26 protein-coding genes are annotated in these 26,332 nt (G+C 58.9%); 18 read left to right on the top strand and 8 right to left on the bottom strand.

The window, feature by feature from the left end:
• Nucleotides 1–5 precede the first annotated feature (5 nt).
• The 3 genes from AVCG78_RS01995 to soxR form a co-directional block, all read right to left on the bottom strand.
• Nucleotides 6–323, bottom strand: coding sequence for a pyrophosphohydrolase domain-containing protein (locus AVCG78_RS01995; RefSeq protein ID WP_041697591.1), 318 nt, complete (start codon nt 321–323; stop codon nt 6–8).
• Nucleotides 324–598: 275 nt separating this feature from the next.
• Complete coding sequence (locus AVCG78_RS01990) at nt 599–1,927, bottom strand: D-alanyl-D-alanine carboxypeptidase (protein ID WP_015915154.1); 1,329 nt, start codon at nt 1,925–1,927, stop codon at nt 599–601.
• 180 nt (nt 1,928–2,107) lie between these two features.
• Nucleotides 2,108–2,593, bottom strand: a complete 486-nt coding sequence (gene soxR / locus AVCG78_RS01985) for a redox-sensitive transcriptional activator SoxR (RefSeq protein ID WP_015915153.1) — start codon at nt 2,591–2,593, stop codon at nt 2,108–2,110.
• Between the two features lie 84 nt (nt 2,594–2,677).
• Here soxR and AVCG78_RS01980 point away from each other — a divergent pair, with 84 nt between their 5' ends.
• Together AVCG78_RS01980 and AVCG78_RS01975 are read left to right on the top strand one after the other, a co-directional pair.
• On the top strand, nt 2,678–4,132 hold the full coding sequence (locus tag AVCG78_RS01980; RefSeq protein WP_156582817.1) for an MFS transporter: 1,455 nt from the start codon (nt 2,678–2,680) through the stop codon (nt 4,130–4,132).
• Between the two features lie 245 nt (nt 4,133–4,377).
• Entirely contained in the window at nt 4,378–5,427 is a 1,050-nt protein-coding gene (locus AVCG78_RS01975) for a polysaccharide deacetylase family protein (protein ID WP_156582816.1), read from the top strand.
• A 27-nt stretch (nt 5,428–5,454) separates the two neighbouring features.
• Here AVCG78_RS01975 and pdxH read toward each other — a convergent pair whose 3' ends face one another.
• Nucleotides 5,455–6,075 (bottom strand): pyridoxamine 5'-phosphate oxidase, encoded by a 621-nt coding sequence (gene pdxH, locus AVCG78_RS01970; RefSeq protein WP_071202598.1) that lies wholly within the window; start codon nt 6,073–6,075, stop codon nt 5,455–5,457.
• A gap of 62 nt (nt 6,076–6,137) precedes the next feature.
• Between pdxH and AVCG78_RS01965 the strand changes: the two genes are divergently transcribed.
• From AVCG78_RS01965 to AVCG78_RS01950, 4 genes are all read left to right on the top strand, one after another.
• Entirely contained in the window at nt 6,138–6,590 is a 453-nt protein-coding gene (locus tag AVCG78_RS01965) for an RT0821/Lpp0805 family surface protein (RefSeq protein ID WP_071202596.1), read from the top strand.
• A gap of 388 nt (nt 6,591–6,978) precedes the next feature.
• Nucleotides 6,979–8,268: a DnaJ C-terminal domain-containing protein gene (locus tag AVCG78_RS01960; RefSeq protein WP_071202594.1), complete on the top strand. Its 1,290-nt coding sequence runs from the start codon at nt 6,979–6,981 to the stop codon at nt 8,266–8,268.
• Nucleotides 8,269–8,458: 190 nt separating this feature from the next.
• Nucleotides 8,459–9,277: an enoyl-ACP reductase FabI gene (fabI, locus tag AVCG78_RS01955; protein ID WP_041696286.1), complete on the top strand. Its 819-nt coding sequence runs from the start codon at nt 8,459–8,461 to the stop codon at nt 9,275–9,277.
• A 58-nt stretch (nt 9,278–9,335) separates the two neighbouring features.
• Nucleotides 9,336–9,926 (top strand): histidine phosphatase family protein, encoded by a 591-nt coding sequence (locus AVCG78_RS01950; RefSeq protein WP_071202591.1) that lies wholly within the window; start codon nt 9,336–9,338, stop codon nt 9,924–9,926.
• 10 nt (nt 9,927–9,936) lie between these two features.
• On the opposite strand, the gene AVCG78_RS01945 is transcribed toward AVCG78_RS01950, so the two are convergent.
• Entirely contained in the window at nt 9,937–10,197 is a 261-nt protein-coding gene (locus AVCG78_RS01945; RefSeq protein ID WP_060719096.1) for a DUF1344 domain-containing protein, read from the bottom strand.
• A gap of 717 nt (nt 10,198–10,914) precedes the next feature.
• Between AVCG78_RS01945 and AVCG78_RS01940 the strand changes: the two genes are divergently transcribed.
• From AVCG78_RS01940 to AVCG78_RS01915, 6 genes are all read left to right on the top strand, one after another.
• Entirely contained in the window at nt 10,915–14,040 is a 3,126-nt protein-coding gene (locus AVCG78_RS01940; RefSeq protein ID WP_234665093.1) for an EAL domain-containing protein, read from the top strand.
• Between the two features lie 142 nt (nt 14,041–14,182).
• Complete coding sequence (aroC, locus tag AVCG78_RS01935; protein ID WP_071202588.1) at nt 14,183–15,277, top strand: chorismate synthase; 1,095 nt, start codon at nt 14,183–14,185, stop codon at nt 15,275–15,277.
• Nucleotides 15,278–15,288: 11 nt separating this feature from the next.
• Nucleotides 15,289–16,389: a 3,4-dihydroxy-2-butanone-4-phosphate synthase gene (ribB, locus tag AVCG78_RS01930; RefSeq protein WP_071202585.1), complete on the top strand. Its 1,101-nt coding sequence runs from the start codon at nt 15,289–15,291 to the stop codon at nt 16,387–16,389.
• Nucleotides 16,390–16,478: 89 nt separating this feature from the next.
• Nucleotides 16,479–17,057 (top strand): nucleoside 2-deoxyribosyltransferase, encoded by a 579-nt coding sequence (locus AVCG78_RS01925; protein WP_071202583.1) that lies wholly within the window; start codon nt 16,479–16,481, stop codon nt 17,055–17,057.
• Between the two features lie 238 nt (nt 17,058–17,295).
• Complete coding sequence (locus tag AVCG78_RS01920) at nt 17,296–17,601, top strand: hypothetical protein (protein ID WP_015915140.1); 306 nt, start codon at nt 17,296–17,298, stop codon at nt 17,599–17,601.
• Between the two features lie 102 nt (nt 17,602–17,703).
• Nucleotides 17,704–18,162, top strand: coding sequence for a cupin domain-containing protein (locus AVCG78_RS01915; protein WP_071202581.1), 459 nt, complete (start codon nt 17,704–17,706; stop codon nt 18,160–18,162).
• On the opposite strand, the gene AVCG78_RS01910 is transcribed toward AVCG78_RS01915, so the two are convergent.
• A complete protein-coding gene (locus tag AVCG78_RS01910) occupies nt 18,152–19,345 on the bottom strand; it encodes a winged helix-turn-helix domain-containing protein (protein ID WP_071202579.1) in 1,194 nt (397 codons plus the stop codon). The two genes, AVCG78_RS01915 and AVCG78_RS01910, sit on opposite strands and share 11 nt — an antisense overlap.
• 60 nt (nt 19,346–19,405) lie before the next feature.
• On the bottom strand, nt 19,406–20,362 hold the full coding sequence (speB, locus tag AVCG78_RS01905; protein ID WP_174089638.1) for an agmatinase: 957 nt from the start codon (nt 20,360–20,362) through the stop codon (nt 19,406–19,408).
• A gap of 136 nt (nt 20,363–20,498) precedes the next feature.
• Here speB and AVCG78_RS01900 point away from each other — a divergent pair, with 136 nt between their 5' ends.
• From AVCG78_RS01900 to AVCG78_RS01890, 3 genes are read left to right on the top strand one after another with little or no spacing between them, the layout of a single operon-like run.
• Nucleotides 20,499–21,179 (top strand): energy-coupling factor ABC transporter ATP-binding protein, encoded by a 681-nt coding sequence (locus AVCG78_RS01900; RefSeq protein ID WP_071202576.1) that lies wholly within the window; start codon nt 20,499–20,501, stop codon nt 21,177–21,179.
• Nucleotides 21,173–21,793 (top strand): energy-coupling factor transporter transmembrane component T family protein, encoded by a 621-nt coding sequence (locus AVCG78_RS01895; RefSeq protein ID WP_081355430.1) that lies wholly within the window; start codon nt 21,173–21,175, stop codon nt 21,791–21,793. The genes AVCG78_RS01900 and AVCG78_RS01895 overlap by 7 nt, the downstream gene beginning before the upstream one ends.
• 13 nt (nt 21,794–21,806) lie before the next feature.
• On the top strand, nt 21,807–22,370 hold the full coding sequence (locus AVCG78_RS01890) for a biotin transporter BioY (RefSeq protein WP_071202574.1): 564 nt from the start codon (nt 21,807–21,809) through the stop codon (nt 22,368–22,370).
• A gap of 75 nt (nt 22,371–22,445) precedes the next feature.
• Here AVCG78_RS01890 and AVCG78_RS01885 read toward each other — a convergent pair whose 3' ends face one another.
• Nucleotides 22,446–22,847, bottom strand: coding sequence for an acyl-CoA thioesterase (locus AVCG78_RS01885; RefSeq protein WP_071202572.1), 402 nt, complete (start codon nt 22,845–22,847; stop codon nt 22,446–22,448).
• A gap of 83 nt (nt 22,848–22,930) precedes the next feature.
• Here AVCG78_RS01885 and AVCG78_RS01880 point away from each other — a divergent pair, with 83 nt between their 5' ends.
• The 3 genes from AVCG78_RS01880 (at nt 22,931) to dxs (ending at nt 26,332) form a co-directional block, all read left to right on the top strand.
• A complete protein-coding gene (locus tag AVCG78_RS01880; RefSeq protein WP_071202569.1) occupies nt 22,931–23,866 on the top strand; it encodes a histone deacetylase family protein in 936 nt (311 codons plus the stop codon).
• Between the two features lie 2 nt (nt 23,867–23,868).
• Nucleotides 23,869–24,120, top strand: a complete 252-nt coding sequence (locus AVCG78_RS01875) for an exodeoxyribonuclease VII small subunit (RefSeq protein WP_071584987.1) — start codon at nt 23,869–23,871, stop codon at nt 24,118–24,120.
• 292 nt (nt 24,121–24,412) lie between these two features.
• The gene (gene dxs, locus AVCG78_RS01870; protein WP_071202565.1) at nt 24,413–26,332 is read left to right on the top strand and encodes a 1-deoxy-D-xylulose-5-phosphate synthase; all 1,920 of its coding nucleotides are present in this window, start codon (nt 24,413–24,415) and stop codon (nt 26,330–26,332) included.

Here is a 26,332-nt window from a genome sequence, read left to right as displayed (position 1 = left end):
GATTTTCATTCCGCTGCCGCAACCTTGGGATCGAACCGCCACTTCCGCCGGATCGCGCTTTCCAGATCGAGCCGGTGATGACGGGCAAAAAGCAGAACATGCCCGAAAAGATCGGCCGTTTCATCGGCGAGCAGTTGGCGCATTTCGTCTTCGCTCATGCCCTTTTGGCGACCGCGACCGCTGACACGGTTTGCCGCTTGAACCAGCTCCCCCGCTTCCTCCAGTAATTTCAGCAGGAACCAGGTCTCGTCCCGCTCGACACCATTGGCCGCTGCATAGGTAGCCGACGCCTTTTCAAAACGCTCCATCAGATCAGACAGCATATCGTTCTCCATTTGTTCTTGACTTTATCGCGCGATTCCGCAAGATTGTCGAGAGTGGAAAAACAGCGCGGCAAGAAAGATTGAACAGCCCAGGATTTGCACCGAAATCCGACGGAAACCTGAGCGCTCTTCGTCTTATAGCGAGGCATCGAAAATGCTGATGGAAAAAGAAGCGAAAACTATCCATTGGCTAGAAAACGAGAGTGCCGCCTATCGATGAGATAGACGGCACGAAGGATACGGATAGAAGTTGAAGGTAGAGTCGCCGGAAAGGCTTAGCCTCGCGCTGGCATCAGCACGCAATCATAACTGCTTTTCACCAGCCGCTCACAGGCGCTTTGAGCATCGTCCTTGTTGGGAAAGCCGGTGAAGCGGGCGCGATACACGGTGGCGCCATTGCGGGTGACGGCTTCGGTATAGATATCGCGGTCGGCCAGCGGCCCACCGATCTTGTCGCGGACCATTTGCAGCAGGCTCATGGCTTCCTCGGCGCTGGCGGCAGCCGCAATCTGGATTTGCCAGGTTCCGTCGCGATGCAGTGGAATGGGCTTCAGGGGACGCGGATGGGCGCCCGCAATCAGGGCTTCCGTGGCTGCAGCAGCGTTGTTGGCGCCACCACCGGCATAAGCATTGCCAAAGCGGGAGCCGAGAACCGGCGCATCAGCCTGCGCGCTGACGGAGGCGACCTGAGAAGCAACCTCTCTGCGGTCGATTGGGGCGCTGCGGTCGAGCGGCAAGGGAATGCTGCCAGTGGTCTGGGCAATGACAATCGGAGCGGTGGGAGCGGCGCTGGCGATCAGCGAATTACCGTCAGACGCCTTGCCGATATTCTTGGTGATCAGCTGCGCCATCAGATTGTCACGGCTGGCGCCGCTACGGCCGCCCATGATCACGCCGATCACCCGGCGCTTGCCATCGGCCACGGCGCTGACCAGGTTATAGCCGGATGCGTTGGTGTAACCGGTCTTGATGCCGTCCATGCCCTTGTAGCGGTACATGAGATTGTTATGGCCATTGATGGTGCGGCCACGAAAGGCAAAGCTGCGGGTGGAAAACAGCGCGTAATCGCGGGGAAAGTCGCGCAGCAGTGCTACGCCGAGGGTGGACATGTCGCGGGCGGTGGTGATCTGCCGATCGTCTGGAAGGCCGGAGGCATTGACGAATGTGGTATTGGGCATGCCGAGCTGGCGCGCCTTGGCGGTCATCATCGCCGCGAAATTCTCTTCCGTTCCGCCAAGTTTTTCGGCCATTGCGGCGGCGGCATCATTGGCCGACAGGGTCACCATGCCCAGCACCGCCTCGCGTACGGTAATTTCTTCACCTGGCTTGAGGCGAAGCTTGGTGGGCGGACGTGATGAGGCGTATTTGGAAAACGGCACGGGGCTATCCCAGCTCAACGTGCCACGGCGGATCGCATCGAAAACCATATAGATGGTCATCATTTTGGTCAGCGATGCCGGATGGTTGGGCATATCCGCATTTTCCGAGGCGATCACCCGACCGGTGCGCGCATCCAGCAGAAGCTGGGCGCTGCCTGCAAGAACCGGGCTGGCCATCATGCTGATCGACACAAACAACGATAGCGCGATCAGGGTCCTGCTCATTCGGCCTCCAGACTGGTTACACTGCAAATACTTGGGCAAATTCATCGGCAAATTCACGAAAACGACCTCGAACACTTCACGGAACCGGCACGAGGACGTGCTGGCATTAGACCCAAAATGGGGCAGGAAATTGTGCAACGCCTTCATCTTGCCCAATATTGTTAATGAAGAGTTGCCCAATTATGGCAACTCTGTGGAATCTGCAGGGTTTCCCCCTTCGTTCCTATCAGAATCGAGAAGAAATACAGCCCCCTCGCCGCGCTCGCCCGCCATATCCTGGGGATTGAAGATATTGCAATGCGTCATCGACAGGCAACCGCAGCCGATACAGCCGTCGAGATCGTTGCGCAATTTGCCGAGCATGGCGATGCGCCGGTCCAAACTGTCGGCCCAACGTGTCGCAATCCGGCGCCAGTCCTCCCGGCCCGGCGTCTGGCCTTGCGGCAGATCCGCCATGATCGCCGCGACCTCCTTCAAGGGAATGCCTAGCGCTAGCGCCGCCCGAATAATTGCCACGCGGCGTAGCACGTCCCGGTCGTAGCGCCGCTGGTTGCCGCTGGTGCGCCGGGCGCGGATCAGGCCCTTGCGCTCGTAAAAATGCAAAGCCGAAACCGCAACGCCGCTGCGCTCCGCCAATTCACCGACGCTCAAACCCTGCATCCGCATTTTTCCTCTTTACCTCAACTTAGGTTGAGGTTGTAGCGTGGCGATCATCAATTGACCAGAGCAGATGGCAAGGGCTGAAAAAATATGGAAATTCAGGAGATTAACCCCGAATCCGCAGAGGCTGATGCGACGATGCCGGAGAATGGGCATTGGCGCGATCTGTTCGCCCCGGGCCTCGGAGCAGCAACCGTCATGGTCAGCCTTGGTGTTGGACTGCATGCTTTCAACGCCTTCCTTGTTTCAACCGCCCTGCCCTCGGCCATTGGCGAGCTTGGCGGCGCGCAGTGGTTGCCCTGGACCAGCACGCTTTATCTGGCCGCATCGATTGTGGCAGGCGCAAGTTGCGCCAGCCTCAAGGCCCGGGTCGGCACGCGGGGCGCGCTCGCTATCGTCACGTTGGTATTCCTGGCGGGGACACTGACCGCCGGTCTGGCGGGATCGATGGCGGGCATCATCATCGGGCGTGTCTTGCAGGGGCTTGGGGAAGGCGCTGTCCTGGCTCTGTGCTATATGCTGATCTCGACGCTGTTCCCGCGCAGGTTGATTGCCCGCATTTTCGGTATCGAAGCCGCCGTCTGGGCGGTGTCGGCCTTTGGCGGGCCGGTGCTGGCCGGATTGTTGACTGAGGCGATTTCGTGGCGCGCAGCCTTCCTCGTCAACGTTCCCGCCGGCATCGTCTTTCTGATTTTGGCCAGGATCGCCGTTCCAAAAGGGGAGAAAAATGGCAAAAAACCGGCCAATCCGGGTGGCTTGCCGATAGGCCGACTGAGCCTGCTGCTGGTCGGGCTGGTGCTGCTGCTGGCGGCGAATCTGACGGCGCTGGACATCTCCCGTAACACCATGATCGGCATGGCGCTTGCCGCTTGTCTGCTGTTTGTCGCGCTCGACAGAAACAGTCTTCAGCCGATCCTGCCCGCCGGCGCCTTTGTGGCGTCAACACCCGTCGGGCTGGGCCTGTGGATCGTGTTGCTCATGCCACTTTCCGAAGCGGCTCTCGGTGTCTATCTCGTCTATACGCTGCAACATCTCTGGTCGATGGGACCAATGGCAGCGGGTGCGTTGAGCGCGCTGATGGCGGTCAGCTGGAGCCTAACGGCTGTGATCACCGCCAATATCTCCACCCAAAAAGCCAGAGAAAGACTGATCCTGCTGGGGATCTTCACCGAGGCTGGCGGCCTTGCCGGCACCACGCTTGCCATTGCAACCGGTCACCTACCGGGACTGATCCTGTCGCTTATCGCCGTGGGCATGGCCTTTGGCATGGCGTGGGCGGCGCTCAGCCAAACAATGATGGAGGCGAGCCCAGCTGACGACCGCGACCGGACCTCAGCACTTTTGCCCACATTGCAAACCGCCGGTTATGCCATAGGGGCCGCACTGGCCGGTCTCATTGCCAATCGCTCCGGCTTTTCCGGCACAGCATCGCCGGAGGTGCTGCGCCATGCGGTCGGCAATAGCTTCCTGTTTGGCCTGGCCTGCCTTGCTCCGGCAATCCTGCTGGCGCCCTGGATGGTGAGAAGCCTGAGGAAAACCCGATGAAGTCCAGGCTCTGCCATAGATTTTATCCTGAGAACAACAGTTTCATCGCCGGAGTCGGGCTTAAAACCGGAGCCGATGCACAATTCCTTAAATCCGTACCATTAATCTGGCATGTATTGAGACGATAACCCTTTGGGCCGGATGGGACTGCCCATTCGATTAAACCGATCCGGTCCATTCCGGACACCTGTTATAGAGCATCTTTTTTCAAAGACAGCGCAGCCGCGGCTGCCGGAAAACCACGTATGGATGGGACTATTTTCAAGCAGGGGCTGATCGCGGGCGGACTGGTCGCGGCGGGGATGGCGCGCAGGTTCGGTGCGTGGAAGGATGCGCGCGGGCTCGGCGCGATCTTCACCCTGCATCAGGTGCGCCCATATCTTCCTCTGAGACCCGACCCCAACCGGCATCTGGAAATCACTCCCAAATTCCTGGATACTGCCCTTCGCGCCCTGTGGCGGGAAAATTACGAATTCATTCGCCTGGAAGATGTGCCCGCACGGCTTGCCACAGGGCAAGGGCAAAGGCCGTTTGCGGCCTTTACTCTTGATGATGCCTATTACAGCAGCCGTGACTTCGCCCTGCCGATCTTCGAGCGGTTCGATGCGCCCTTCACGGTTTTTGTCTGCCAGGGCCTCAGCGAGCGCAGCCATGGCCTCTGGTGGGAAACCCTTGCTGCCCTGACCCGCAAGGCTGAGCAGCTGAAATGGGACTTCGACGGCAGGAGGCGCATCCTGTCCACCGACACACCATTGCGCAAAGCCGCCGCGTTCCGGCAGATCGCCAGCCAGATTACGGCGATGAACGAGGCAGACATGATCGGCAGGCTGAACCGGATGGCGGCAGAAGTCGGGATAGACAGCCGCGACATCGTTGCCAAAGCCGTCCTGCCTTCGGAGGCGCTGGCCGATTTTGCCGCCCATCCGCTGGTCAGCCTGGGCGCTCATACAGTCAGCCATCGCGGCTTGACCGGGCTTGATGATGAAACGGTGCAGCAGGAGTTGAAACTTTGCGCCGATTATCTCGAAACCCTGACCGGAACGCGACCGGTCAGTTTCGCCTATCCCTATGGCGATGGCCGTAGCGTCAATCAGCGTACCATCGATTTGGTGCGCGAGGCCGGTTTCAGTCTGGCAGTCACCACCCGGCCCGCGACACTGTTTGCAAACGACGGAGCGCGCCTGCACGCCCTGCCGCGCATTTCACTCAATGGTCATTTCCAGACGCCAGCCACGGTCCGGACGCTGGCATCGGGCATTCCCTTTCGTCTGATGTCACGCAAACCGGCTGCGTGACACAGGAGAAACACAGCCCTTGCGAGATCAAGGATACATACGCACCTTGCTCCAGGGCTGCCCCAACGCCTCGCGGCGAAACTCGATCCGGTCATGCAGCCGGAATTTACCGTCACGCCAGAATTCGATGGTCAATGGCTTGATCCGGAAACCCGACCAATGGGCTGGACGGGGAATAGACCCCAGGGCGTAACGCGCCGTATATTCGGCAACCGCTTTTTCCAACGCAAACCGGCTTTCCAGCGGCCGCGACTGTTTCGAGGCCCAGGCGCCGATCCGGCTGCCGATCGGTCTTGTCTGGTAATAGGCATCGGCCTCGGCGTCGGACACGACCTCCACTTCGCCGCGCAACCGCACCTGACGTCGCAGGGATTTCCAGTGAAAGCACATCGCGGCTTTCTTTTGGGAAAGAATCTCCGTACCCTTCTGGCTCTTGAAGTTGGTATAGAAGACGAATCCGTTTTGATCGAAATCTTTCAGCAGCACCATGCGCACATTTGGCAAGCCGCTTTCATCGACTGTCGCCAATGCGACAGCGTTGGGATCGTTGATCTCGGAGGCCTTTGCCTCCGTGAGCCACGTTTCGAACAAGCCAAAAGGTTCATGCTCCTCGGTAAAGTCACCGGTTGTTAACTCATTTTGCGACATATTATGTTAAATGCTCCGCATATGCCCGCGCCGCCAACGACGCATGAAGGACAGGACAGGTCTTGAGAGACATAGCAAAGCCGGATCGATGCAGAAAGGGACGCTGGGCGACCAGCGGTCGTTTTATGGCCATGGCGGCGCTTTGCCTCATGTTGGGCGGCTGTGTCGGTGGTGTCATGGACTTCGGAGGCGATGCGCCTAAGGTTGATCGGTCGATTTCGACCGGCACCATTCCAAACGAACCGGAAAAGCGGTCCGACCAGGATACGGTTCGCAATGCGGTTTCTTCCGCCGATCTTGAAAAACTGGGTCCGAGCCCGGTTCCCTGGGCCAATACCACAACGGGAAGCGCCGGTGTGATCAACTCGATTTCCGAGGATCGCAGCAATGGCGTGATCTGCCGGGTGTTCGTCACCAGCCGCCATGCCTATGACGGCATTGCCAAATTCTATGGCCGCACCTGCCTGGCCGGCGATGGCCAGTGGCAATTGGTGAATTTCGACAAGCAGTCCTGAGATCAGCAATTCCGTGCTGTAAAAACGCCGATTGCACCGCCTTTCCATGACTTGCTAAGGGTCATAGCCGCTGACGGCAGCACCCATTGCGTAAATTCCATTGGCATCAAAGCCGGATTCAAGGAATTATTCCCCAAGCGTAACCACTGGTTAGCATCTGCTTCCTAATATAATCATGTCCCGTGGCGAGACAGATAAAGACAATGCTTGCCACGTATGAGCGTGAATGATTCACCTTTCTGCGAAATTGCTGGGCAAAAATCTTTTGTTCTGAAATTTCCGCAACAGATTGAAAGTGTTACGGTACATCATATTTCCCCTTACGGGTGCGATGTCGTGACCCGGACAGATCTCAATTGAACCGCTCTTGTATTTGGTTGGTGGTAAAATGCGTGATCCCTACTCCATTCTCGGCGTGCAGCGCGATGCTGGTACTGACGAGATCAAGGCTGCCTGGCGCTCGAAAGCCAAGACCTCTCATCCCGATCAGAACCGGGAGGACCCAACAGCAACCCAACGGTTTGCGGAGATCGGGCAGGCCTATGATGTGCTCAAGGACCCCGCAAAACGAAGCCGCTACGACCAGCAACGCTCGAAAATGGACGCCATGAAACGCGAACAGACGATCATGCAACAACGCGAGGAAGCCCGTGCGGCCGCCGAGCGCGCCCGTCAGGCCAAGGCCAATGCGGAGCGCGTCATGGCCGATCTGGCGCGCATCGAGGCGGAAAAGGCCAAGGCTGAAAAAGCCGCCGAAATGCTGAATGTCAAGGTCGAGGCCGCCCGCGCCCGCGCGCAATCCGCCGAAGCCCAGGCCGCCAATGCGTCGGCCGACGCAACAGCAAGCGCCAACGCCTCGGCCAAAGCCCAGGCTCAAACGCAGGCTCAAGCCCAGCCCCAGGCCGCAGCAAAACCGGAAACCGCGAAAGCGGCTCCCGACACCGCCGAAACGGCGGCCTCCAGCCGCCCCGCCAGCCCGGATGCGGCAGACGATGCCGTCTCGAAGATTTTTGGCACCACCCAGACCGAGCAGCGCCAGACCGATCAGCGGCGAGGTGAAGACGAGGCGAGCGAAGACGGTAACCGGTCACGCGGCTTTGCACTTCCGGTTCTTGGCCTGATTTCGTCGCTGGTGCGACGCATCCGCAAACCGGCGCCGCCGGTTCTCGAAAAGGCCCCCGACATCATGGTCGAGGCTACCATCGCCATTGACGACCTGTTGCAACACAACACCATTTCCGTCCAGCTCAGCGATGGACGCGAGGTGAGGCTGCCGCTGGAAGCAGGGTATACCGATGGCAGCATTGCTCGGCTGTCCGGCAAGGGACTGAAAGTGCCGAGCATGTTAACAGGCGATGTGCTGGTCACGCTGAGGGTGTTGAAAAGCCCTGCCTTCAGCGTCGATGGCTATGACATTCACTGCGTGGTGCCGATCAAGCTTGAGGATGCCGTGCTGGGATGCGACACGGTGATCGAAGGGCCGCAAGGACCGCTCGACATTACCGTACCGGCCTGGACCGGCTCGGACCAGAGCATTCGCATCGAAGGCGAAGGCCTGCCCAGCGGCCCGGACGAACGGGGCGCACTGGTGGTGGAAATCAGGGTCGTGCTCTGGGAAAAACCGGACGAAAAAGTCACGGATCTGATGAAAGTGATGAAGCACGGGCTTTTCCTATAGTTTCCGCCCCCCGGAAAAATGACGGGGTAAACCGAATTTCGCTGTAATCACACAGTGATAGCCACACCCTTTGTTACGGCTCCTTACAGTATTTGTTGCCTCTCTCCCATGAAGACAGGTGTAGCACAGCTTGAACCAAGGATCGGCCTATGCGATAGGCAGGTTCGATAGAAGTCTTAGGGAGCAACGAATGGCTCAAATTTCGGGCCTCATGGCAGGCAAACGTGGCATCATCATGGGTGTTGCCAATAATCGTTCCATCGCATGGGGCATAGCGAAGGCCTGCCGGGATGCCGGCGCGGAGATTGCGCTGACATGGCAGGGCGATGCGTTGAAGAAGCGTGTCGAGCCGCTGGCCCAGGAGCTTGAGGGCTTCATGGCAGGCGATTGCGACGTGACCGATCTGGAAAGCGTCGATGCCGTGTTCAAGAATGTCGAGGACAAGTGGGGCAAGATCGACTTCGTCGTGCACGCCATCGCCTTTTCCGACAAGGACGAGTTAACCGGCCGCTATCTGGATACCAGCCGCGAAAACTTCGCCCGCACCATGGATATTTCTGTTTATTCGTTTACCGCTGTCGCCAAGCGGGCAGAAGCCATTCTCAAGGATGGCGGCGCATTGCTGACGCTGACCTATTACGGTGCGGAAAAAGTCATGCCGCATTATAATGTGATGGGTGTGGCCAAGGCAGCGCTGGAAGCCAGCGTCCGCTATCTCGCCGTCGACATGGGCAAGCGCGGCATTCGCGTCAATGCCATTTCGGCCGGTCCGATCAAGACCTTGGCAGCCTCCGGCATCGGCGATTTCCGCTATATCCTGAAGTGGAACGAATATAATTCGCCGCTGAAGCGCAATGTCACGACCGACGAAGTCGGCACATCCGGCCTCTATCTGTTGTCGGACCTGTCCAGCGGTGTGACCGGCGAAGTCCATCACGTCGACTGCGGTTACCACACGGTCGGCATGAAGGCCGTGGACGCGCCGGATATGTCGGTCGTCAAGGATTAAGACCCGGACACAAGGCCGGGAACAAGGCCAAGAACAGGGCTTGAAAGGTTCGTCTGCCGTGCTGCTTTACGTCATTCGCCACGGACAGACGGACTGGAACGCCGAAGGTCGGTTTCAGGGCCAGACGGATATTCCGCTGAACGCCACAGGCCGTGGCCAGGCGATGCGCAATGGCGAAACCCTGCGCCATGTGCTGGGCGATACAGTCGATGTCTTCGATTTCGTCGCCTCCCCTCTTGGCCGCACCCGCGAGACCATGCAGCGGGTCCGCACCGAAATGGGGCTCGACCCCGAGCGTTACCGGCTCGACGACCGGCTGAAGGAAATCTGTTTTGGCGACTGGGAAGGTCATACAACCCGCGAATTGAAAGAGCTGTACCCAGAGCGGGTCAAACAGCGGTCCCAGGGAAAATGGGACTTCATTGCCCCTGGCCAACGGGCTGAAAGTTATGAAATCCTGTCCTGGCGCACCGGTGCCTGGCTTGCCTCGGTCCGCCAGCCAACCGTGGCCGTGACCCATGGCGGCGTTATCCGCAGCCTGTTCCGGCTGATTGGGAATGTCGATGCCAACGAGGCCTGCGCCATGCCAATCCCCCAGGACAAAATTCTCCTGATCGACCTTGAAAACAATAGCCTGAATTGGCTTTGACAGATCGGCGTCAGTTCACGACCTGCAAATCGTCCACAACGCGCTTGCCATCGACCATGGTGTAATAAACCACAACCTTGACGCCGGTCGTCAGGCCGTCGAAATTGAATTCTGCTGGTACAGAATAGGTTTTGCCATCCTCCAGCGTCAGGGTCAGCTTTTCGGTGCTGATCGACTTGATGGTCGATTCCACGTCATCGCTTTGCGCAAGCGCACCCATTGGCGAAAACAGGCTGCCGGCCAGCAACAGCATAGCGATAAGGAAGCGCATGGTTTTTGCCCCTGCTTTCGGTCTAGAATCGTCACGTACTTGCAAATAAGCCTCCGAATGTGGCAGAATTTTCCCCTCGCCGGCACTTATCCCCTGCACTCATCAGGAGAGTCATTGAGGTGGCAGCTCGGATTCCGTTTTCGAATATCTCAAGTCGTTGCCGCATTTGAGATATTCGAAAATCTTGTCAAGTGAGGACGCACGAGCATCTTCGATAACTTGGTATTAAAGCGTGGTGCGATATTCCAGGATAGCATCTCACGCCCAGATTTTTTATTTTACCGCAAAGCTCTACAGCATCGCACAGAAAACTGGAATCCACTTTTCTTAAGGAAAATTCTACTGCATAATTTTTCCGAAAAGACAAACGGCAAACAACAGATCAAAAGCCATCCAGAAAGGCGGATGCAAGCATTCACACCACTGAACACAGCAGACTGTCCTGCACCAATGTTTCAGTCATGAACAGCACCATCCCCTCCCTCACGTTTTATTGACGATACCTTTTAAATCCCACTGATTTCAACTAATATAAATGCTAAATTAACAACCTTTACAATATCATATTACCTAAGATCAAAGCATAGCATCAGATGTTTCAGGCAGAATAAATGGCCGAGTACAACGTCTCTGATGTATGTGAGATATCAGAAATTCTTATCAGCCGAAGATGTGTGAGCATCTTCGATGCCTCGGTATAATGTGTATGGCAGGATAATGACAGAATTCGTAAATCCCGCCGATCTCCAAACACGCCGTTCCAGCAATGTGGCGATGGCGTTACTGGCCCTGGCGTTTGTCCTGCTGACAAGCCTGCTCGCCTATATCGGTTATCTCAATGTCACCGACTACCGCGGCCAATTGCGCAGGCAAGTCCAAGCGGACCTGCAGCGGGTCAGCGGGATGATGACCCAAAGAACCGAGGAGAATTTCTTCGCGCTTCGGCATCTTGTCCACGCATTGTCACCGCTTGAAGGCGCATTGGCCTCGCCGCAAACGGAGGGGCTTGTTCGCGGTATTCTAAGGGAACGTCCGGAATTTCGAGCTTTGGCGCTGGCCCGAGGCACTGTCATAGAACAGGTGTGGACGCAGCAAGGGCTCTCCCCCAAGACCAGCATGACGATCGGTTCGGATTCGGACACGGATATGCTATTGCTGGATGACGGGCAATTGCAACTGGATCTCACCGCCGCCGATGTGACGCCCTCCCCTATCCATGTCCGTGCCATTCTGGATACCGCCAAATTCATCCAGTCCGCTATCGCCGATGGCGCCACCGCTCCGGTCGGCAACGGACCGGCTATCGAGATTGCCGTCATGGTGCAGACCGCATCCGGTACGCGCACTGTTTTTGGTAGCCCGTCGCTCGCGGCTGAGGATTTAGCCAGGCCGGATTTGGCCAAGCAGAACATGACCGGGGAAAACCCGGAAATACTGACCATGGCGCTTCAAGGCGGGACGCTACAAGTGTATGGCCGCCCCCGGGCAGGCTGGCAGCAGAAACCGCAGGATCACAGTAATTTCGTCATGACGCTGGTTGCCGTGGATCTGGCTTTTGCAGCACCGCTTTGCGGCATAGCAATGCTTTTCATCTCCCGCGCCAAACGCCGGCGTGCGCTCCAGCAGATGGAAGACAAGTACCGGGCCTTGACCCGGCGCTTCGAACTGGCAATGGACAGTTCCAATATCGGCATGTGGGAACTTGCAACCGACAATCCGACCCTCCATCAAGACAGCCGTGCCGCACAATTGCATGGATCAGGCAGCGGCGGCGATCTCGATCAGGACATGACCCGCTGGTTGGAAACCGTGCATCCGGAAGACCGCGCCAAGGCGCAAGCCCATGTTATGGCCTGCCAGCAAGGCGAAAACAGCCAGGATTACCGTGTCGTGCTGGAGAGCGGCGTGATCCGCACCTTGCGCTCCGTCGGCAGCCATGCGGATGCCTCCGGGCATAACCGTGTGACGGGGCTCGTCTGGGACATTACTGCCGATGTCGCCATGCAAAATGACCTCCGAGCTGCCAAGGAGAGCTCAGACATCAAGAATGCGGAACTGGAACTGGCCCTGGACGAGTTGTCCATCCGAGAGCAGCAGTTGGAAAGCCTGTCCTATCGGTTTGAACTCGCGCTGGATTCCTATGGCTGCGGCGTCTGGGAACATGATTTTTCCACAGGCCACACCGTCTGGGACGAACGCATGTGCTATCTCTATAATATTCCGGCCACCAGCAGTCATATCACCGACGCATTGTGGCTGAGCAAGATCCATAAAGACGACCACGAAATGTTGATGGAGGCCGCACGCAACGCGGTAAAGCAGCATACGCGCCTCAACACCAGCCAGCGGGTATTGTTGGACCAGGGCGGCACACGCTGGGTGCGCTCCGTTGGTCAGGTACATGTCGACCGTAACGGACGCAAAAAGCTGATCGGCATCAGCTTCGATGTGACGGCCGACGTGCTGCTGACCGAAGAATTGCGCACGGCGAAGGCCGAAGCGGAAGCGCGCAATATCGAGCTTGAACTGACCAAGAACCGGATCGAATTCAATGCCTTGCATGACCCCCTGACCGGCCTTGCCAATCGACGCAAGCTGGATATCGCCCTGGATAGCCTGACGCGGCAGTCCCAGGCAAACAGAAGCCGCTTCACCATTCTGCATCTCGATCTGGATCGGTTCAAGGAAATCAACGACACGCTGGGCCACGCCGCAGGCGATGCCATGCTGGTCAATGCGGCACGGGTTCTATCGCGCCACATGAACAACGGCGATCTGGTGGCGCGGATTGGCGGAGACGAATTCGTGGTTCTGCTGCATGGACCAATCGATGCCAAGGCCGCCGCCGAGCTTGCCGAGCGCATCATCCAGGACATCAACATACCCGTGGATTTCGAGGGCTTCATCTGTCGCTGCGGCGTTTCCATCGGCATTGCCGAGGCCAAGGGACTGCGAACCGATGCCCGCAAGATCCTGATCAATGCCGATCTGGCGCTTTATGAAGCCAAGCGGCAGGGCCGCAACTGTTTCCAATTCTTCACGGACAATCTCCAGGCCAATATTGTCAGTTCGAAGCGCATTGCCGACGAATTGCTGCATGCCCTTGAAAATGACGAGATCACCGCCTGGTACCAGCCGCAATTCTGCGCCAACAGCATGGAACTGGTCGGCGCTGAGGCGCTGGTCCGCTGGCAGCATCCAACCCGCGGCATCCTGCCCAGCAACAGCTTCCTGAAAGTGGCGGAAGACCTGAACGTCATGGCGCGGATCGACCAGATCGTGCTGGAACTGGCGCTGAAGGACAAGATGCGCTGGGCCGCCATGGGGGTGAAACTGCCCAAGATTTCCGTCAATGTCTCGTCCCGCCGCCTGCATGATGCCGGGCTGATCGAGACGCTGGAAAGCCTCAGCATTTCACCCGGTGAAATTTCCTTCGAACTGGTCGAATCGATCTTTCTCGATGAAAGCGAGGATATTGCCACCACCAATATCGAGCGGATCAAGGCGCTGGGCATCGACATCGAGATCGACGACTTCGGCACGGGCCACACGTCAATCATCAGCCTTTTGAAACTGCAACCCAAGCGACTGAAGATCGACCGGCAATTGGTCATGCCCCTGCTCAATTCCAGCCGGGAACGGGCCATGGTGCGCTCGATCATCGACATTGCCCGCTCTCTTGGAGTGGCAACCGTGGCCGAGGGCGTCGAAAGCACCGCCCATGCCCAGATCCTGCGCGAATTGGGCTGCGACCTCTTGCAAGGCTACGCTTTTGCAAAACCGCTGCCCTTCGAGGAGTTCGGCCGTTTCGCCTTGCAGACAGACCGCCAGATGGCGTCATAAGCCCCAACTCACGCAAAGCTTTTCCGGTTTTTGCGCCATTGCCGCAAAGAAAGGCTTTTCACGCTCGCGGCTTTTCTACTAAGAGTGGGGCCTTGTAAAAGGCAGGGCTTATCCCCTGGCAAAGCGGACCCGGTTTCAGCATATGTCGCATAATAGTTTCGGTCACCTTTTCCGTGTCACCACCTGGGGCGAAAGCCATGGTCCAGCCCTTGGCGCAGTGGTGGACGGTTGTCCCCCCGGCCTGAAATTCACACTCGAAGACCTGCAAGTCTGGCTCGACAAGCGCAAGCCCGGCCAGTCGCGGTTCGTCACCCAGCGGCGCGAGGACGATCTGGTCAAAGTGCTCTCCGGCGTCATGCCGCAGGACGATGGCTCGATGATCACCACCGGCACGCCGATTTCGCTGATGATCGACAATACTGACCAGCGATCCAAGGATTACGGCGAAATCGCTCAGCAATATCGCCCCGGCCATGCCGATTATACCTACGATCTGAAATATGGCATTCGTGATTATCGCGGTGGTGGACGCTCCTCAGCGCGTGAAACGGCAGCGCGGGTGGCGGCGGGTGGCATTGCCCGTCTGGTTCTGCCCGGCGTCACCATTCGCGGCGCGCTGGTACAGATCGGCACCCACAAGATCGATCGCGCCAATTGGGATTGGGCCGAAGTCGGCAATAATCCGTTCTTTGCGCCGGACCCGAAGATCGTCCCCGTCTGGGAAGACTATCTCGACCAGATCCGCAAGCAGGGCTCCTCGGTTGGTGCCGTGGTGGAGGTGGTGGCCGAAGGCGTACCAGCCGGGCTGGGCGCACCGATCTATGCCAAGCTGGACCAGGATATTACCGCGCTGCTGATGTCGATCAATGCCGTCAAGGGTGTTGAAATCGGCAATGGCTTTGGTGCCGCCGAAATCACCGGCGAGGAAAACGCCGATCAGATGCGGATGGGCAATGACGGGCAGCCGATTTTCCTGTCCAACCATGCGGGCGGCATTCTCGGCGGGATTTCCACTGGCGAGCCCATTGTGGCGCGGTTTGCCATCAAGCCCACCTCGTCGATCCTCACCGAGCGCCAGTCCATCGATTCGCAAGGCCGCAATGTCGATATTCGCACCAAGGGCCGCCACGACCCCTGCGTCGGCATCCGGGCCGTGCCGGTTGGCGAGGCGATGGTGGCGTGTGCGCTGGCGGATCATTATCTGCGCGACCGTGGCCAGACCGGTCGTTTGAAGTAAGGAAATCGATCATGACCTATGAGCAGACCCGTGTCGTTGACGCTATCAGGGCTTTTGAGGCTGGCGAAATCGTCATTGTCACCGATGACGACGACCGCGAGAACGAAGGTGACCTGATCGTTGCCGCCGTGCATTGCACGTCGGAGAAGATGGCCTTCATCATCCGCCATACGTCAGGCATCGTCTGCACCCCAATGCCGAAGGAGGAAGCCAAGCGGCTGAACCTGTCGGCCATGGTCGCCGAAAACGACAGCGCCCATACGACAGCCTTTACGGTCAGCGTCGATTTCAAGCATGGAACCACGACCGGCATATCCTCTGATGACCGGACGCTGACGGTGCGCAATCTCGCCAATCCCAATGTCGGTCCCGCCGATTTCGTCCGCCCCGGCCATATTTTCCCGCTGGTGGCGCGCGAAGGTGGCGTTTTGATGCGGTCTGGCCATACGGAAGCGGCTGTCGATCTCTGCCGGCTGGCCAACCTGCCGCCGATCGGCGTGATCTCGGAAATGGTCAATGACGACGGCACGGTGATGCGTGGCCCGCAGGTCTCAGCCTTTGCCGAAAAGCACAAGCTGAAACAGATCTCGGTCGCCGACCTGATTGCCTATCGCCAGCGCAAGGAAACCCTGATCCAGCTGATGTCGACCTTTGACATCCAGACGGCTTATGGCCCGGCGAAGGCCCATGCCTATTCCCTGCCCTGGGACCCGATGCAGCATCTGGCGGTGGTGTTCGGTGACATCCGCGACGGCGTCGATATTCCAGTGCGTCTGCACCTTGAAAATGTCGGTGCCGATGTGTTCGGCGGCGCCCGCCAGATCGATAGCATGCTGAAACGGATCGCAGAAAAAGGCCGCGGCATTATCGTTTATCTGCGCGAAGGCTCCGTCGGGGTTGGCGCCTCCACGACGGCCAGGGGAGGCATGCATGACCGCGAGGCCCATCAGGAAGCCCAGACGCGCGAAAGCGAATGGCTGGAAATCGGCCTCGGCGCCCAGATCCTGAAAGATCTCGGCGTCACCTCGATCCGGCTGATGGCCTCGCGTGAACGCCATTACGTCGGCCTGGAGGGCTTCGGCATCAAGATTTCGGAAACCGAGATCGCCTGAAGCCTGGCCATACCCATGATTATACGCGCCTCATAAGGTCTCGCAGGGCAAGGTTGCGCGGAGAAATGAGTTTTTCGGGAACCCAATCCATGTCACTGAAGCTTTATCTCGCCGGTCCCGAAGTGTTTCTCGCTGATGCCCGCGAGGTGCTCGATGCCAAGGCGGCGATGACACGGGCCTATGGGTTCGAGCCGATCTGCCCCGGAGATATTTCCATTGAGCCGGCCCCGACCTTGCATGAGTTCGGGTTGAAAATCAGTGCCGTCGATGAGGATATGATGAACCGGGCCGATGGGGTGATCGCCAATCTCACCCCATTTCGTGGCATTGCCGCCGATCCCGGCACGGCTTTCGAGCTGGGCTATATGTGCGCGCAGGGCAAGCTCGTCGCTGCCTATACCAACATCACCGACAATCACTATGCCCGCACCGCCGGATTCTATCAGGGCAAGGTCACGCTCGGTCCTGGTCAGCGCAAGCGCGGGCCGGATGGTCTGTCATTGGAGGATTTCGATATGATCGAAAATCTTATGCTGCATGGCGGGATCGAACGCCGGGGCGGGCCGATTTTTACCCATCAGGCGCAAGCCGATCAGCTCTATAGCGACCTGACGGCTTTCGAGCTTTGCCTGAAGGCACTGTCGGCGAAGCTTCCCACCGTAGTATAGTTCAAGTCTTGCAGGTCTCGAGCGCCGAATATTTGTATGATTTGAGTTGATCTTTACAAATTCTAACAAAATTGGCGGGAAATTCGTATTTTCTTCAGTAGAAAATGTTGATAAAACTAGATCTAGTGCAAATGCCTACCGGCTCCACAATTTCTCGGAAAAACCGGATCTGACGCAAGCCTCGCGCAAGCTTCGTTCGTTAATAAAGGGTTAACGAAGCGAACAGAAAGGGCCTGCGATGAGGATCGACAGCAGCCTTGGCAATTCACAGTATCAGAGCCGCTACATTCATGGCGCGTCCAGCGTCGAAGATGTTGCCGTAGAGTCTGCGACCACGCCCCGCTCGCGCTCTGCCGGTGGAAATTCCACCAGCACGCTATTGTCTGCCTCCCTGGCCAACGCGCTCTGGAGCCTGGATTCGACCAAGAAAACAGCTGGTGTGAAAACCGGCGCCTCGGCGGCCATCGACGAGGCAAAAGCAGCATCTCCGATCCAGCAGGTCGAAGCGCATTATCTGGAATATATGGATACGGACGAGGAGTAGCCACGCATCTGCATGGGCTGCGCGAAAGAAGGGTGTGTGGCGGCACACCCTTTTTTGCGTTATCTCTCGGTATGGAACAACTGATAAACGGTTGAGGAAACCATGCCTGTTATCAAAGCTGAAAACGCCGCCTTGGATATTGGCACCGCCGAGGGCATCAACGCTGAACTTGGCCCCTACAGTGCACGGCGCTTAAGCGATGCGGGCGGCCTGACACAATTCGGCGCGCTCCTGGAAACATTGCCACCCGGCTCCCGTTCGTCTCACAAACACTGGCATGAGCAAGAAGACGAATTCCTCTATATGCTCAAGGGGACTGCCACCTTGCTTGAGGGCGACGTGGTCACCGAGATGATGCCGGGCGATGCCGCAACGTTCAAGGCTGGTGTTCCCCTTGGCCATTGCCTGGAAAACCGCTCCAATGCGGATTGCGTCTATCTGGTAGTCGGCACTCGCTCCGCCAACGAAATTGTCCATTACAGCGACAAAGACATGGTCATGACCAAGGTCAATTTCGTCAAAACCCTCACGGATCGCGCTGGCACGCCAATCAAGAACTGAGCCAACCATCACCATAAACGACCGCGTCCACCCCGGTAAAGCGGGCAAGTCTTGCCAGTTCCTGATCGAGCTTTTCCAGCCGTCCGGTCGATGGCCTGACACCCGGCTCCAACCATAGCCGTTTCACATCCAGCGTACCCGCCTTGCGATTGGCCTTCATATCGATCCGGCCAATCAGCCGGTCACTTTCCAGCAGCGGAAAGACGTAATAGCCATATTGCCGTTTCGGCTCCGGCACGAACACCTCGATCCGGTAGAAGAAGCCGAACAGGCGCTCGGTGCGAGCGCGATCGCGGATCAGCGGATCGAAAGGACTGAGGACGCGGATGCGGGCGGGTGGCTCTGGTGGAGTGGTCAGTGTTTCCAGCCGATCCGCCAGCGCGAAGGAAGGGCGCGGCTTTCCGCCATCGGCGGGCGCGATCTCGATCTCTTCTAGCTCAGCGCGATGGGTCTCCAGCCAGAGTTTTGCCTCCTGCGGGCTGACCAGATTCCAGAAGGCAGCGATTTCACCTGACGTGGCAAAGCCGAGCCGGATCAGCGCTTCGCTGCAGGCCCAATCGATGAAAGCGTCATGCGTCACCTCGGCCTGCAAATGGTCCGGAAGAATGCAGCGCTCCGTCAGATCATAGATCTTCTGGAAGTTCTCCCGGCCGGAAATCGACAGCTTGCCGGTACGCCAGAGAAATTCCAACGCGGTTTTCGACGGATGCCAGTTCCACCAGCCGCCGGATTTATGGTCACCTTCCTTCATGTCCCGCGACAAAGCCGGGCCGCCCTCGGTAATCCGCCGGTGGGTTTCCTCGAAAGCATCCTCGAAGCCCGGCTCGCGCCAACTGCGCCAACGCTCCAGAATCCGGCTTTCCTCGCGCCGGAACCGGTGTTTCCAATAGGGGAAAAAAGCGGAAGGCAGGATCGAGGCATCATGGGTCCAATGCTCGAACAGCAGCCGGTCCTGCTCCAGCAATGCCGTCAGATCTTCGCGCCGGTAGGTCTGATTGCGGGAAAACAGGATCTGGTGATGCGCCCGCTCCACCGTGCCGATACTATCCACCTGCACAAAGCCGAGATCGGTAATCAGCGCCAGCAGGCCCTGACGGCTCAACGCCCGTCCCGGTGGTCGGGAAAGCCCCTGCCGCTCCAAAAAAATCCGCCGTGCCGTGCTGTTGTCTATCCCTATCGCCATGGGGTGACGATAGGGTATGTTCTCTTTTTGTTCAAGATGGTTTTCTCTTGAAAAGTGCGTTCAACGCCGATCCGCCACCGCTTTCGCCATGACGCAGAGCAGTTCAAACATCATGGTGGCACCGGCCAGCGCCGTCATGCCGCCGACATCGAAGGGGGGCGCGACTTCCACCACATCGGCACCGACAATATTGACGCCCTCCAGCAGCCGCACCATGGCCTGCACTTCGCGGGTCAGGAAGCCGCCGATTTCCGGTGTGCCGGTTCCAGGCGCCATCGATGGGTCAATGCAGTCGATATCGAAGCTGACATAAGTCGGGCCATCACCGGCAATGGCGCGGGCTTCCGCCATCACGTCTGCCACGCTGCGGGCGACGAATTCCTCCATATAAATAATACGGATGCCCTGGTCCTTGGCCCATTGATGCTCGTCAACTTCGTAATTGGAGCTGCGAATGCCGATCTGCACCATGCGTTTCGGATCGAGCAGGCCCTCCTCAATGGCGCGGCGAAAGGGCGTGCCGTGGGTAAAGCGCTGGCCGCCGAAATAGCTGTCATTGGTATCGGAATGGGCATCGAAATGAATGAGCCCGACTGGCTGAGATTTCGCCACCGCCCGCAGCACCGGCAGCGTGGTCAGATGGTCGCCCCCGGCGCAGAGCGGCAGCGCACCGGCAGCGACAACTGCCGCCACGCCGTTTTCTATTTGTTGAAGCGCCAGCATCAGGTCTATGGGGTTGACGGTCACATCCCCCACATCGGCAATATTGGCCAGGCTGAATGGCTCGATTTTCGAGACATGATGCACCCGGCGCATCAGGCTGGACTGGTTGCGCACCTCGCGCGGCCCATGGCGGGCACCGGCCCGGTTGGTGGTGCCGCCATCCCAGGGAATGCCGATCAGCGCGATATCAAGCCCTTCCGCCGAGGTAACGGCAGGCAGCCGCATGAAGGTGGCATGTCCAGCAAAACGCGGCACTTCAGCGGCATCGACAGGCTGATGAAAGGATGAGGTCACGGGCGGGTCCTTCGGGAATGGGTCGGATAGCCCATCCGATCAAATCGCAAGGCGGCTGTAAATGGGAAAAACCCGGATTTGCCTTTGTCGGTCTGCGGGCTATAGAACAGGGCAGTCAACGCAGGGTAACGACATCGTGCAGATCCATTTCGATCAGGCCAGCGCCAGTTTCGACGGCCATGTGGCCCTGGAGCCGCTGACCATCACCTTCGGCGAACAGCGGATCGGGGTCATCGGCCTGAATGGATCAGGCAAATCCACCTTTGCCCGGCTGATCAATGGGCTGGTCAAGCCGAGCAGCGGCCATGTGACACTGGATGGACTGGACACGGTCAAGGACGCCAAGGCCGTGCAGGCACGCACCGGCTTCATCTTCCAGAACCCGGCCAATCAGATCATCCTGCCGCTGATCGGTGAGGATATTGCCATGGGGCCAAAGGCACGTGGGCTGAAAGGCAAGGCGCTGGACGAGGCCGTGGACAGCGTTGCCGCCCGGCTCGGCATAACCCATCTGCTGCGCCGCCGCCCGCATGAATTGTCCGGCGGCGAGCTGCAATTGGCGGCCCTGGCCGCCGTTCTGGTCACTCGGCCCGGTCTGGTGATTTTCGATGAACCGACCAACCAGCTCGATTTGAAAAACCGGGCGCTGGTGGCTGGCACCATTGCGGCGCTGGAGGAACAGGCACTGGTGATCAGCCATGATCTCGACCTGATCGCCGGGTTTTCGCGGGTGCTGGTGTTTCACCGCGCCAAGCTTGCCTTTGATGGTCCGGCCAGCGACGCCATTGCCCGCTACCGCGAGATCGCCGCATGTTGAACAGCCTACATGTCGAGGGCAATAGCTGGCTGCACCGGATGCCGGTCGGGGCGAAACTGGCCGTCCTGTTGGTGTTCGGCCTTGGCCTTGCCTTCAGCCTGTCCATGCCGCTCCAGGCCACGGCAGCCTGTGCCACCGGCGCGCTTTATTTCAGCCTGGGGCTTGGCGGGCGGGCGGCCTTGCGGCGCATCCGCCCGATGCTGATCAGCATTGCCGCGCTTGGCCTGTTCAACATCTATGCGCTGGATCTTATCACCTCGGCAACGCTGACGCTGAGGCTGCTCGCCATCCTGTTTCTCGCCTCCTCCATTACCGCCACGACCTCGCTTGGCGCCTTCATGGAGACGCTTGACCGGTTGCTGGCCCCGCTCGACCGGCTGGGATTGGTCCGGGCCGCCGATATCAGCCTGGCACTGGGGCTGACCCTGCGCTTCGTGCCTGACATCGCCGACCGCTATGAGGCGCTGAAGGCCGCGCATCAGGCGCGTGGCATCCCCGTGCGGCTGCACCGGATGCTGGGGCCGCTGTTTATTCTGGCCTTGAAAGAGGCCGATTCCATCGCCGAGGCCATTGACGCCCGCGGCATTCGTCGTCACGAAAAGAGAACAGACTGATGAGGAGATCACCATGACCACGCGAGACCTGGTTCTGATTGCGCTGTTTGCCGCCATCGTTGTTGTCCTCGGGCTTATTCCGCCCGTGCCGCTCGGCTTCATTCCGGTGCCGATCACCGCCCAATCGATGGGCGTCATGCTGGCCGGCTGCATTCTCGGCGCCAAGCGCGGAGCCTTGGCCTATGCGCTGGTCGTGCTGCTGGTGGCCATGGGCCTGCCGGTGCTGTCGGGCGGTCACGGCGGCCTGAATGCGCTGTTTGGTGCCACCGGCGGCTATATTTTCGGCTGGATTATCGGCGCTTTCGTCACCGGCCTTGCCGCTGAACGCTTTGCCCGCGCCTCCTCCACCGCCAGCGGCCAGACAATCGGCTTCTTTGCCGCCAGCATCCTCGGCGGCATCGGCGTGGTCTATGCCTGCGGCATGCCCTGGTGGAGCTTTGTGGCCGGCACCCCGATCGACAAGGTGTTGATCGGCTCGCTGGCCTTCCTGCCCGGCGACCTGATCAAGGCCGCCATCGCCGCCCTTGCCGCCCGCGCCGTGATGGTTGGCTATCCGCTGCTGCCGAAGCGGGCGTAAATTTCTGTCACGTTTCCGGCCTTTAGAATCCGCAAAGCAAAACGGCGGCCCGGGTTATGGATGACAGACTGATGATTATGGCAGCCACTGATACAGCCAATCCCGCAGCGCTTCCGATAGCGCCACCGGTTCGGCACTGTCTTTGTTCACAGCCGTCCAGGTGATCTCGACGTCAGCGGCGCGGGTTTTGCCGCTTTCGACGCCAATGGCAAAGCCGACGGATTTACCGCCGATTTTGTCCACCTGCACGGTGAAGCGCAGCGCGTCGCCCGGCCCCAGCATCTCGAAGAGCCTCGCCTCGAATTTTGTGGCGCGAAAGTCCGGCTCCTGCTCTTCTGCGGGCCGGGCCTGCCAGAAGCGGTGGAGCGCTTCTTCGCACAGCGCCAGCAGCGCGCTATTGTTCAGCCGTCCGCTGATGCCGACATCGCGCAGGCCGATCAGCGTTTCGGTTACATCAAGCCGTTCTCTTTTCGCCATTGCCCTTGCCCTCCATGCCGTGATCGCTCATGTAAAGGAAAAGAGATTGGTCGCGCAAGTTTGGCGCGGCAGGAGGATGCGTCATGACAACCCGGCTCTATGAGAACCCGATCTTTCTGGAACACAACACGCCAGAAGGCCATCCTGAACGGGCCGACCGGCTGCGCTCGCTGAATATCGCCCTGGAGCATCCGAATTTTTCCGCCCTGGAGCGCCATCAGGCGCAGCAGGCCAATGAGGATGCTGTCATGCTGGCCCATCCGGAAGAGCATTTCATCGCTGTCATGCGGCAGGTGCCGGAGGAGGACGACCGGATCAACAAGCTGGAAGCCGATACCTATGCCTCGCAGAAAAGCCTGCAATGCGCCCTGACCGCCATCGGCGGGGCGATGGCCGCTGTGGACGACGTGATGACCGGTGCTGCCGACAATGTGTTCGTGGCGGGCCGTCCGCCCGGCCATCATGCGGAAAAAACCAAGGCGATGGGCTTTTGCCTGTTCAATACCATCGCCATCGCTGCCCGCCATGCCCAGCAGGTCTATGGCGTCGAGCGGGTCGCCATCGTCGATTGGGATGTCCATCATGGCAATGGCACCCAGGATATTTTCTGGGACGATCCATCCGTGCTGTTCTGTTCCACCCACCAGATGCCGCTTTATCCCTGGACGGGCAAGAAGGATGAGGTTGGGCCGCACAATACCATCGTCAACGCGCCGCTGTCGGCCAATAGCGGCTCGGACCATTTCCGCGAGGCGTTCAAATCGCGGGTGCTGACGGCGCTCAATGATTTTTCCCCGGATCTCATCCTGATTTCCGCCGGGTTTGATGCCCATCACCGCGACCCGCTGGCGCAGATCAATCTGGTCGGTGAGGATTTTGACTGGGCAACCGGGCGGCTGATGGAAGTGGCCGACCGCTTTGCCAAAAACCGGGTCGTCAGCCTGCTGGAAGGCGGCTATGATCTGGAAGGTCTGGCCGAGTCGGCTGGCATGCATATTTCGAGATTGATGAAGGGTTGAGTATGACCGACGTTGCCGCCACCGATATTGCCGCTTATTCCTTTGAAAAGGCCGTGGCCGAGCTGGAAAGCATCGTGGCGCGGCTGGAGCGCGGTGATGTGGCGCTCGACGAATCCATCTCGATCTACGAGCGCGGCGAATTGCTGAAGAAACATTGCGAGGCGCTGCTGTCGGCAGCTGAAAACCGCATCGAGAAAATCCGGCTGGACCGGGCCGGCAAGCCTGTTGGTGCCGAGCCGCTGGACAAGAACTAGGCCTGATCCTGGCACGCCCACAGCAAGGAAGATGCGTTTGTCCCTTTGCCGAAGGGCATTTAAGTCCTATATGCATCAACAGGGCAGTTTTGCTGGATCTGCCCTATCATTGACCTGAACGTCCTGATTGACAGCGGCGCACTGCGCCTGGGAAACAAACAGGGGTCGCGGGCAAATGACATTGAATACTGTATGATTTCCCCATTCATGGACCATTCAGGCCGTGCAATGCATTCGGGAGGAAACTTGTGCAGCCGATAGACCGAGTGATGAGAAAAAGAGGCTGGAGCCTGTGACATCGAAGCCAAACACGCCGTTGCTGGATCAGGTCGTGTTTCCGTCCGACCTTCGCAAGATCGAAGACAAGGACATGCCCCAAGTGGCGCGTGAACTGCGCGACGAGATGATCGATGCCGTGTCGGTGACGGGCGGACATTTAGGCGCCGGGCTTGGCGTGGTGGAACTGACGCTCGCCATCCACAAGGTTTTCAACACCCCGGAAGACCGGCTGATCTTTGATGTCGGACACCAATGCTATCCGCACAAGATCCTGACCGGCCGGCGGGAGCGTATCCGCACGCTGCGCCAGGAACATGGGCTTTCGGGCTTCACCAAACGGGCTGAGAGCGAATACGATCCGTTCGGCGCAGCCCATTCCTCCACGTCCATTTCGGCAGGCCTTGGCATGGCCGTGGCAGCCGAGCTTGGCCAGACCGACCGCAAGGTCATCGCTGTGATCGGCGACGGGGCGATGTCAGCGGGCATGGCATTTGAGGCTCTGAACAACGCCGGCGCGCTGGACGCGCGGCTGATCGTCATTCTCAACGACAATGACATGTCGATTGCCCCACCAACCGGCGCCATGAGCGCCTATCTGGCGCGGCTTGCCTCCGGGCGCACCTATATGGGCATGCGCGAAATCGGCAAAAAACTGACTGCCTATCTCGGCAAGAATATCGACCGGGCCATTACCCGCGCCGTCGAACATGCGCGCGGCTATGTGACCGGCGGCACGATGTTTGAGGAAATGGGCTTTTACCATATCGGCCCGATTGACGGCCATTCCTTTGATCATCTCCTGCCGGTGTTGCGCAATGTGCGCGACAACGCCAAGGGGCCGGTGCTGATCCATGTGGTAACCCAGAAGGGCAAGGGTTATGCGCCTGCCGAGGCAGCCGCCGACAAATATCACGGCGTCAACACTTTCGATGTCATCACCGGTACCCAGGCCAAGGCCAAGCCGAATGCGCCGAGCTATACCGCCGTGTTTGCCGACGCGCTGGTGGAAGAAGCACGCCATGACGACAAGATCGTCGGCATTACCGCCGCCATGCCATCAGGCACCGGGCTTGATAAGCTACAAAACCTGTTCCCGGAACGGACCTTCGATGTCGGCATTGCCGAACAACATGCCGTGACCTTTGCCGCAGGCCTTGCCGCCGAGGGCTACAAGCCATTCTGCGCGCTCTATTCGACCTTCCTGCAACGCGGCTATGATCAGGTCGTGCATGACGTCGCCATCCAAGGCTTGCCAGTGCGTTTTCCCATCGACCGCGCCGGTTTTGTCGGTGCCGATGGGCCAACCCATGCCGGATCGTTCGATACCGGTTTTCTGGCCAGCCTGCCCGGTTTCGTGGTGATGGCGGCAGCTGATGAGGCGGAGCTGAAGCATATGGTGCGCACCGCCGCCGCCTATGATGAGGGTCCGATTTCCTTCCGCTATCCACGCGGCGAAGGCGTTGGCGTGCAGATGCCGGAGCGCGGCGAGATTTTGCCAATTGGCAAGGGCCGGATCATCAAGGAAGGCTCGAAAGTGGCGCTGCTGTCCTTCGGCACGCGGCTGGCTGAATGTCTTGTCGCAGCAGAAGATCTCGATGCCGCCGGCCTGCCGACGACTGTGGCCGATGCCCGGTTTGCCAAGCCGCTCGATCTCGACCTGATCCGCCAGCTTGCCCGCCACCATGCCGTTCTGATCACCGTCGAAGAAGGTGCTGTTGGCGGGTTCGGATCTCAGGTCCTGCATATGCTGGCCAATGAGGGTCTGCTTGACCACGGCCTCAAAGTCCGCAGCCTGGTTCTGCCGGATCTGTGGATGGATCAGGCCAAGCCTGACGTCATGTATGAAAAGGCCGGACTGGATGCCAAGGGCATTGTTTCAACGGTGTTCACAGCGCTGTCGCGCGATGCCTTGGCCCAGGATAGTTTGGCATAG

Origin of the sequence: Gillisella vitis, assembly GCF_021559775.1 — a bacterium.
Lineage (GTDB): Bacteria > Pseudomonadota > Alphaproteobacteria > Rhizobiales > Rhizobiaceae > Allorhizobium > Allorhizobium ampelinum.
Note: the sequence above shows the minus strand (reverse complement) of the source record. Positions and strands in the feature narration are given on the sequence as shown.

What these genes read in the sequence shown, in the direction of transcription:
- AVCG78_RS01995 (WP_041697591.1), bottom strand. Translation starts at nt 323, where the DNA reads ATGCTGTCTGATCTGATGGAGCGTTTTGAAAAGGCGTCGGCTACCTAT.
- AVCG78_RS01990 (WP_015915154.1), bottom strand. Translation starts at nt 1,927, where the DNA reads ATGAGCAGGACCCTGATCGCGCTATCGTTGTTTGTGTCGATCAGCATG.
- soxR (WP_015915153.1), bottom strand. Translation starts at nt 2,593, where the DNA reads ATGCGGATGCAGGGTTTGAGCGTCGGTGAATTGGCGGAGCGCAGCGGC.
- AVCG78_RS01980 (WP_156582817.1), top strand. Translation starts at nt 2,678, where the DNA reads ATGGAAATTCAGGAGATTAACCCCGAATCCGCAGAGGCTGATGCGACG.
- AVCG78_RS01975 (WP_156582816.1), top strand. Translation starts at nt 4,378, where the DNA reads ATGGATGGGACTATTTTCAAGCAGGGGCTGATCGCGGGCGGACTGGTC.
- pdxH (WP_071202598.1), bottom strand. Translation starts at nt 6,075, where the DNA reads ATGTCGCAAAATGAGTTAACAACCGGTGACTTTACCGAGGAGCATGAA.
- AVCG78_RS01960 (WP_071202594.1), top strand. Translation starts at nt 6,979, where the DNA reads ATGCGTGATCCCTACTCCATTCTCGGCGTGCAGCGCGATGCTGGTACT.
- fabI (WP_041696286.1), top strand. Translation starts at nt 8,459, where the DNA reads ATGGCTCAAATTTCGGGCCTCATGGCAGGCAAACGTGGCATCATCATG.
- AVCG78_RS01945 (WP_060719096.1), bottom strand. Translation starts at nt 10,197, where the DNA reads ATGCGCTTCCTTATCGCTATGCTGTTGCTGGCCGGCAGCCTGTTTTCG.
- AVCG78_RS01940 (WP_234665093.1), top strand. Translation starts at nt 10,915, where the DNA reads ATGACAGAATTCGTAAATCCCGCCGATCTCCAAACACGCCGTTCCAGC.
- aroC (WP_071202588.1), top strand. Translation starts at nt 14,183, where the DNA reads ATGTCGCATAATAGTTTCGGTCACCTTTTCCGTGTCACCACCTGGGGC.
- ribB (WP_071202585.1), top strand. Translation starts at nt 15,289, where the DNA reads ATGACCTATGAGCAGACCCGTGTCGTTGACGCTATCAGGGCTTTTGAG.
- AVCG78_RS01925 (WP_071202583.1), top strand. Translation starts at nt 16,479, where the DNA reads ATGTCACTGAAGCTTTATCTCGCCGGTCCCGAAGTGTTTCTCGCTGAT.
- AVCG78_RS01920 (WP_015915140.1), top strand. Translation starts at nt 17,296, where the DNA reads ATGAGGATCGACAGCAGCCTTGGCAATTCACAGTATCAGAGCCGCTAC.
- AVCG78_RS01915 (WP_071202581.1), top strand. Translation starts at nt 17,704, where the DNA reads ATGCCTGTTATCAAAGCTGAAAACGCCGCCTTGGATATTGGCACCGCC.
- AVCG78_RS01910 (WP_071202579.1), bottom strand. Translation starts at nt 19,345, where the DNA reads ATGGCGATAGGGATAGACAACAGCACGGCACGGCGGATTTTTTTGGAG.
- AVCG78_RS01895 (WP_081355430.1), top strand. Translation starts at nt 21,173, where the DNA reads ATGTTGAACAGCCTACATGTCGAGGGCAATAGCTGGCTGCACCGGATG.
- AVCG78_RS01890 (WP_071202574.1), top strand. Translation starts at nt 21,807, where the DNA reads ATGACCACGCGAGACCTGGTTCTGATTGCGCTGTTTGCCGCCATCGTT.
- AVCG78_RS01885 (WP_071202572.1), bottom strand. Translation starts at nt 22,847, where the DNA reads ATGGCGAAAAGAGAACGGCTTGATGTAACCGAAACGCTGATCGGCCTG.
- AVCG78_RS01880 (WP_071202569.1), top strand. Translation starts at nt 22,931, where the DNA reads ATGACAACCCGGCTCTATGAGAACCCGATCTTTCTGGAACACAACACG.
- AVCG78_RS01875 (WP_071584987.1), top strand. Translation starts at nt 23,869, where the DNA reads ATGACCGACGTTGCCGCCACCGATATTGCCGCTTATTCCTTTGAAAAG.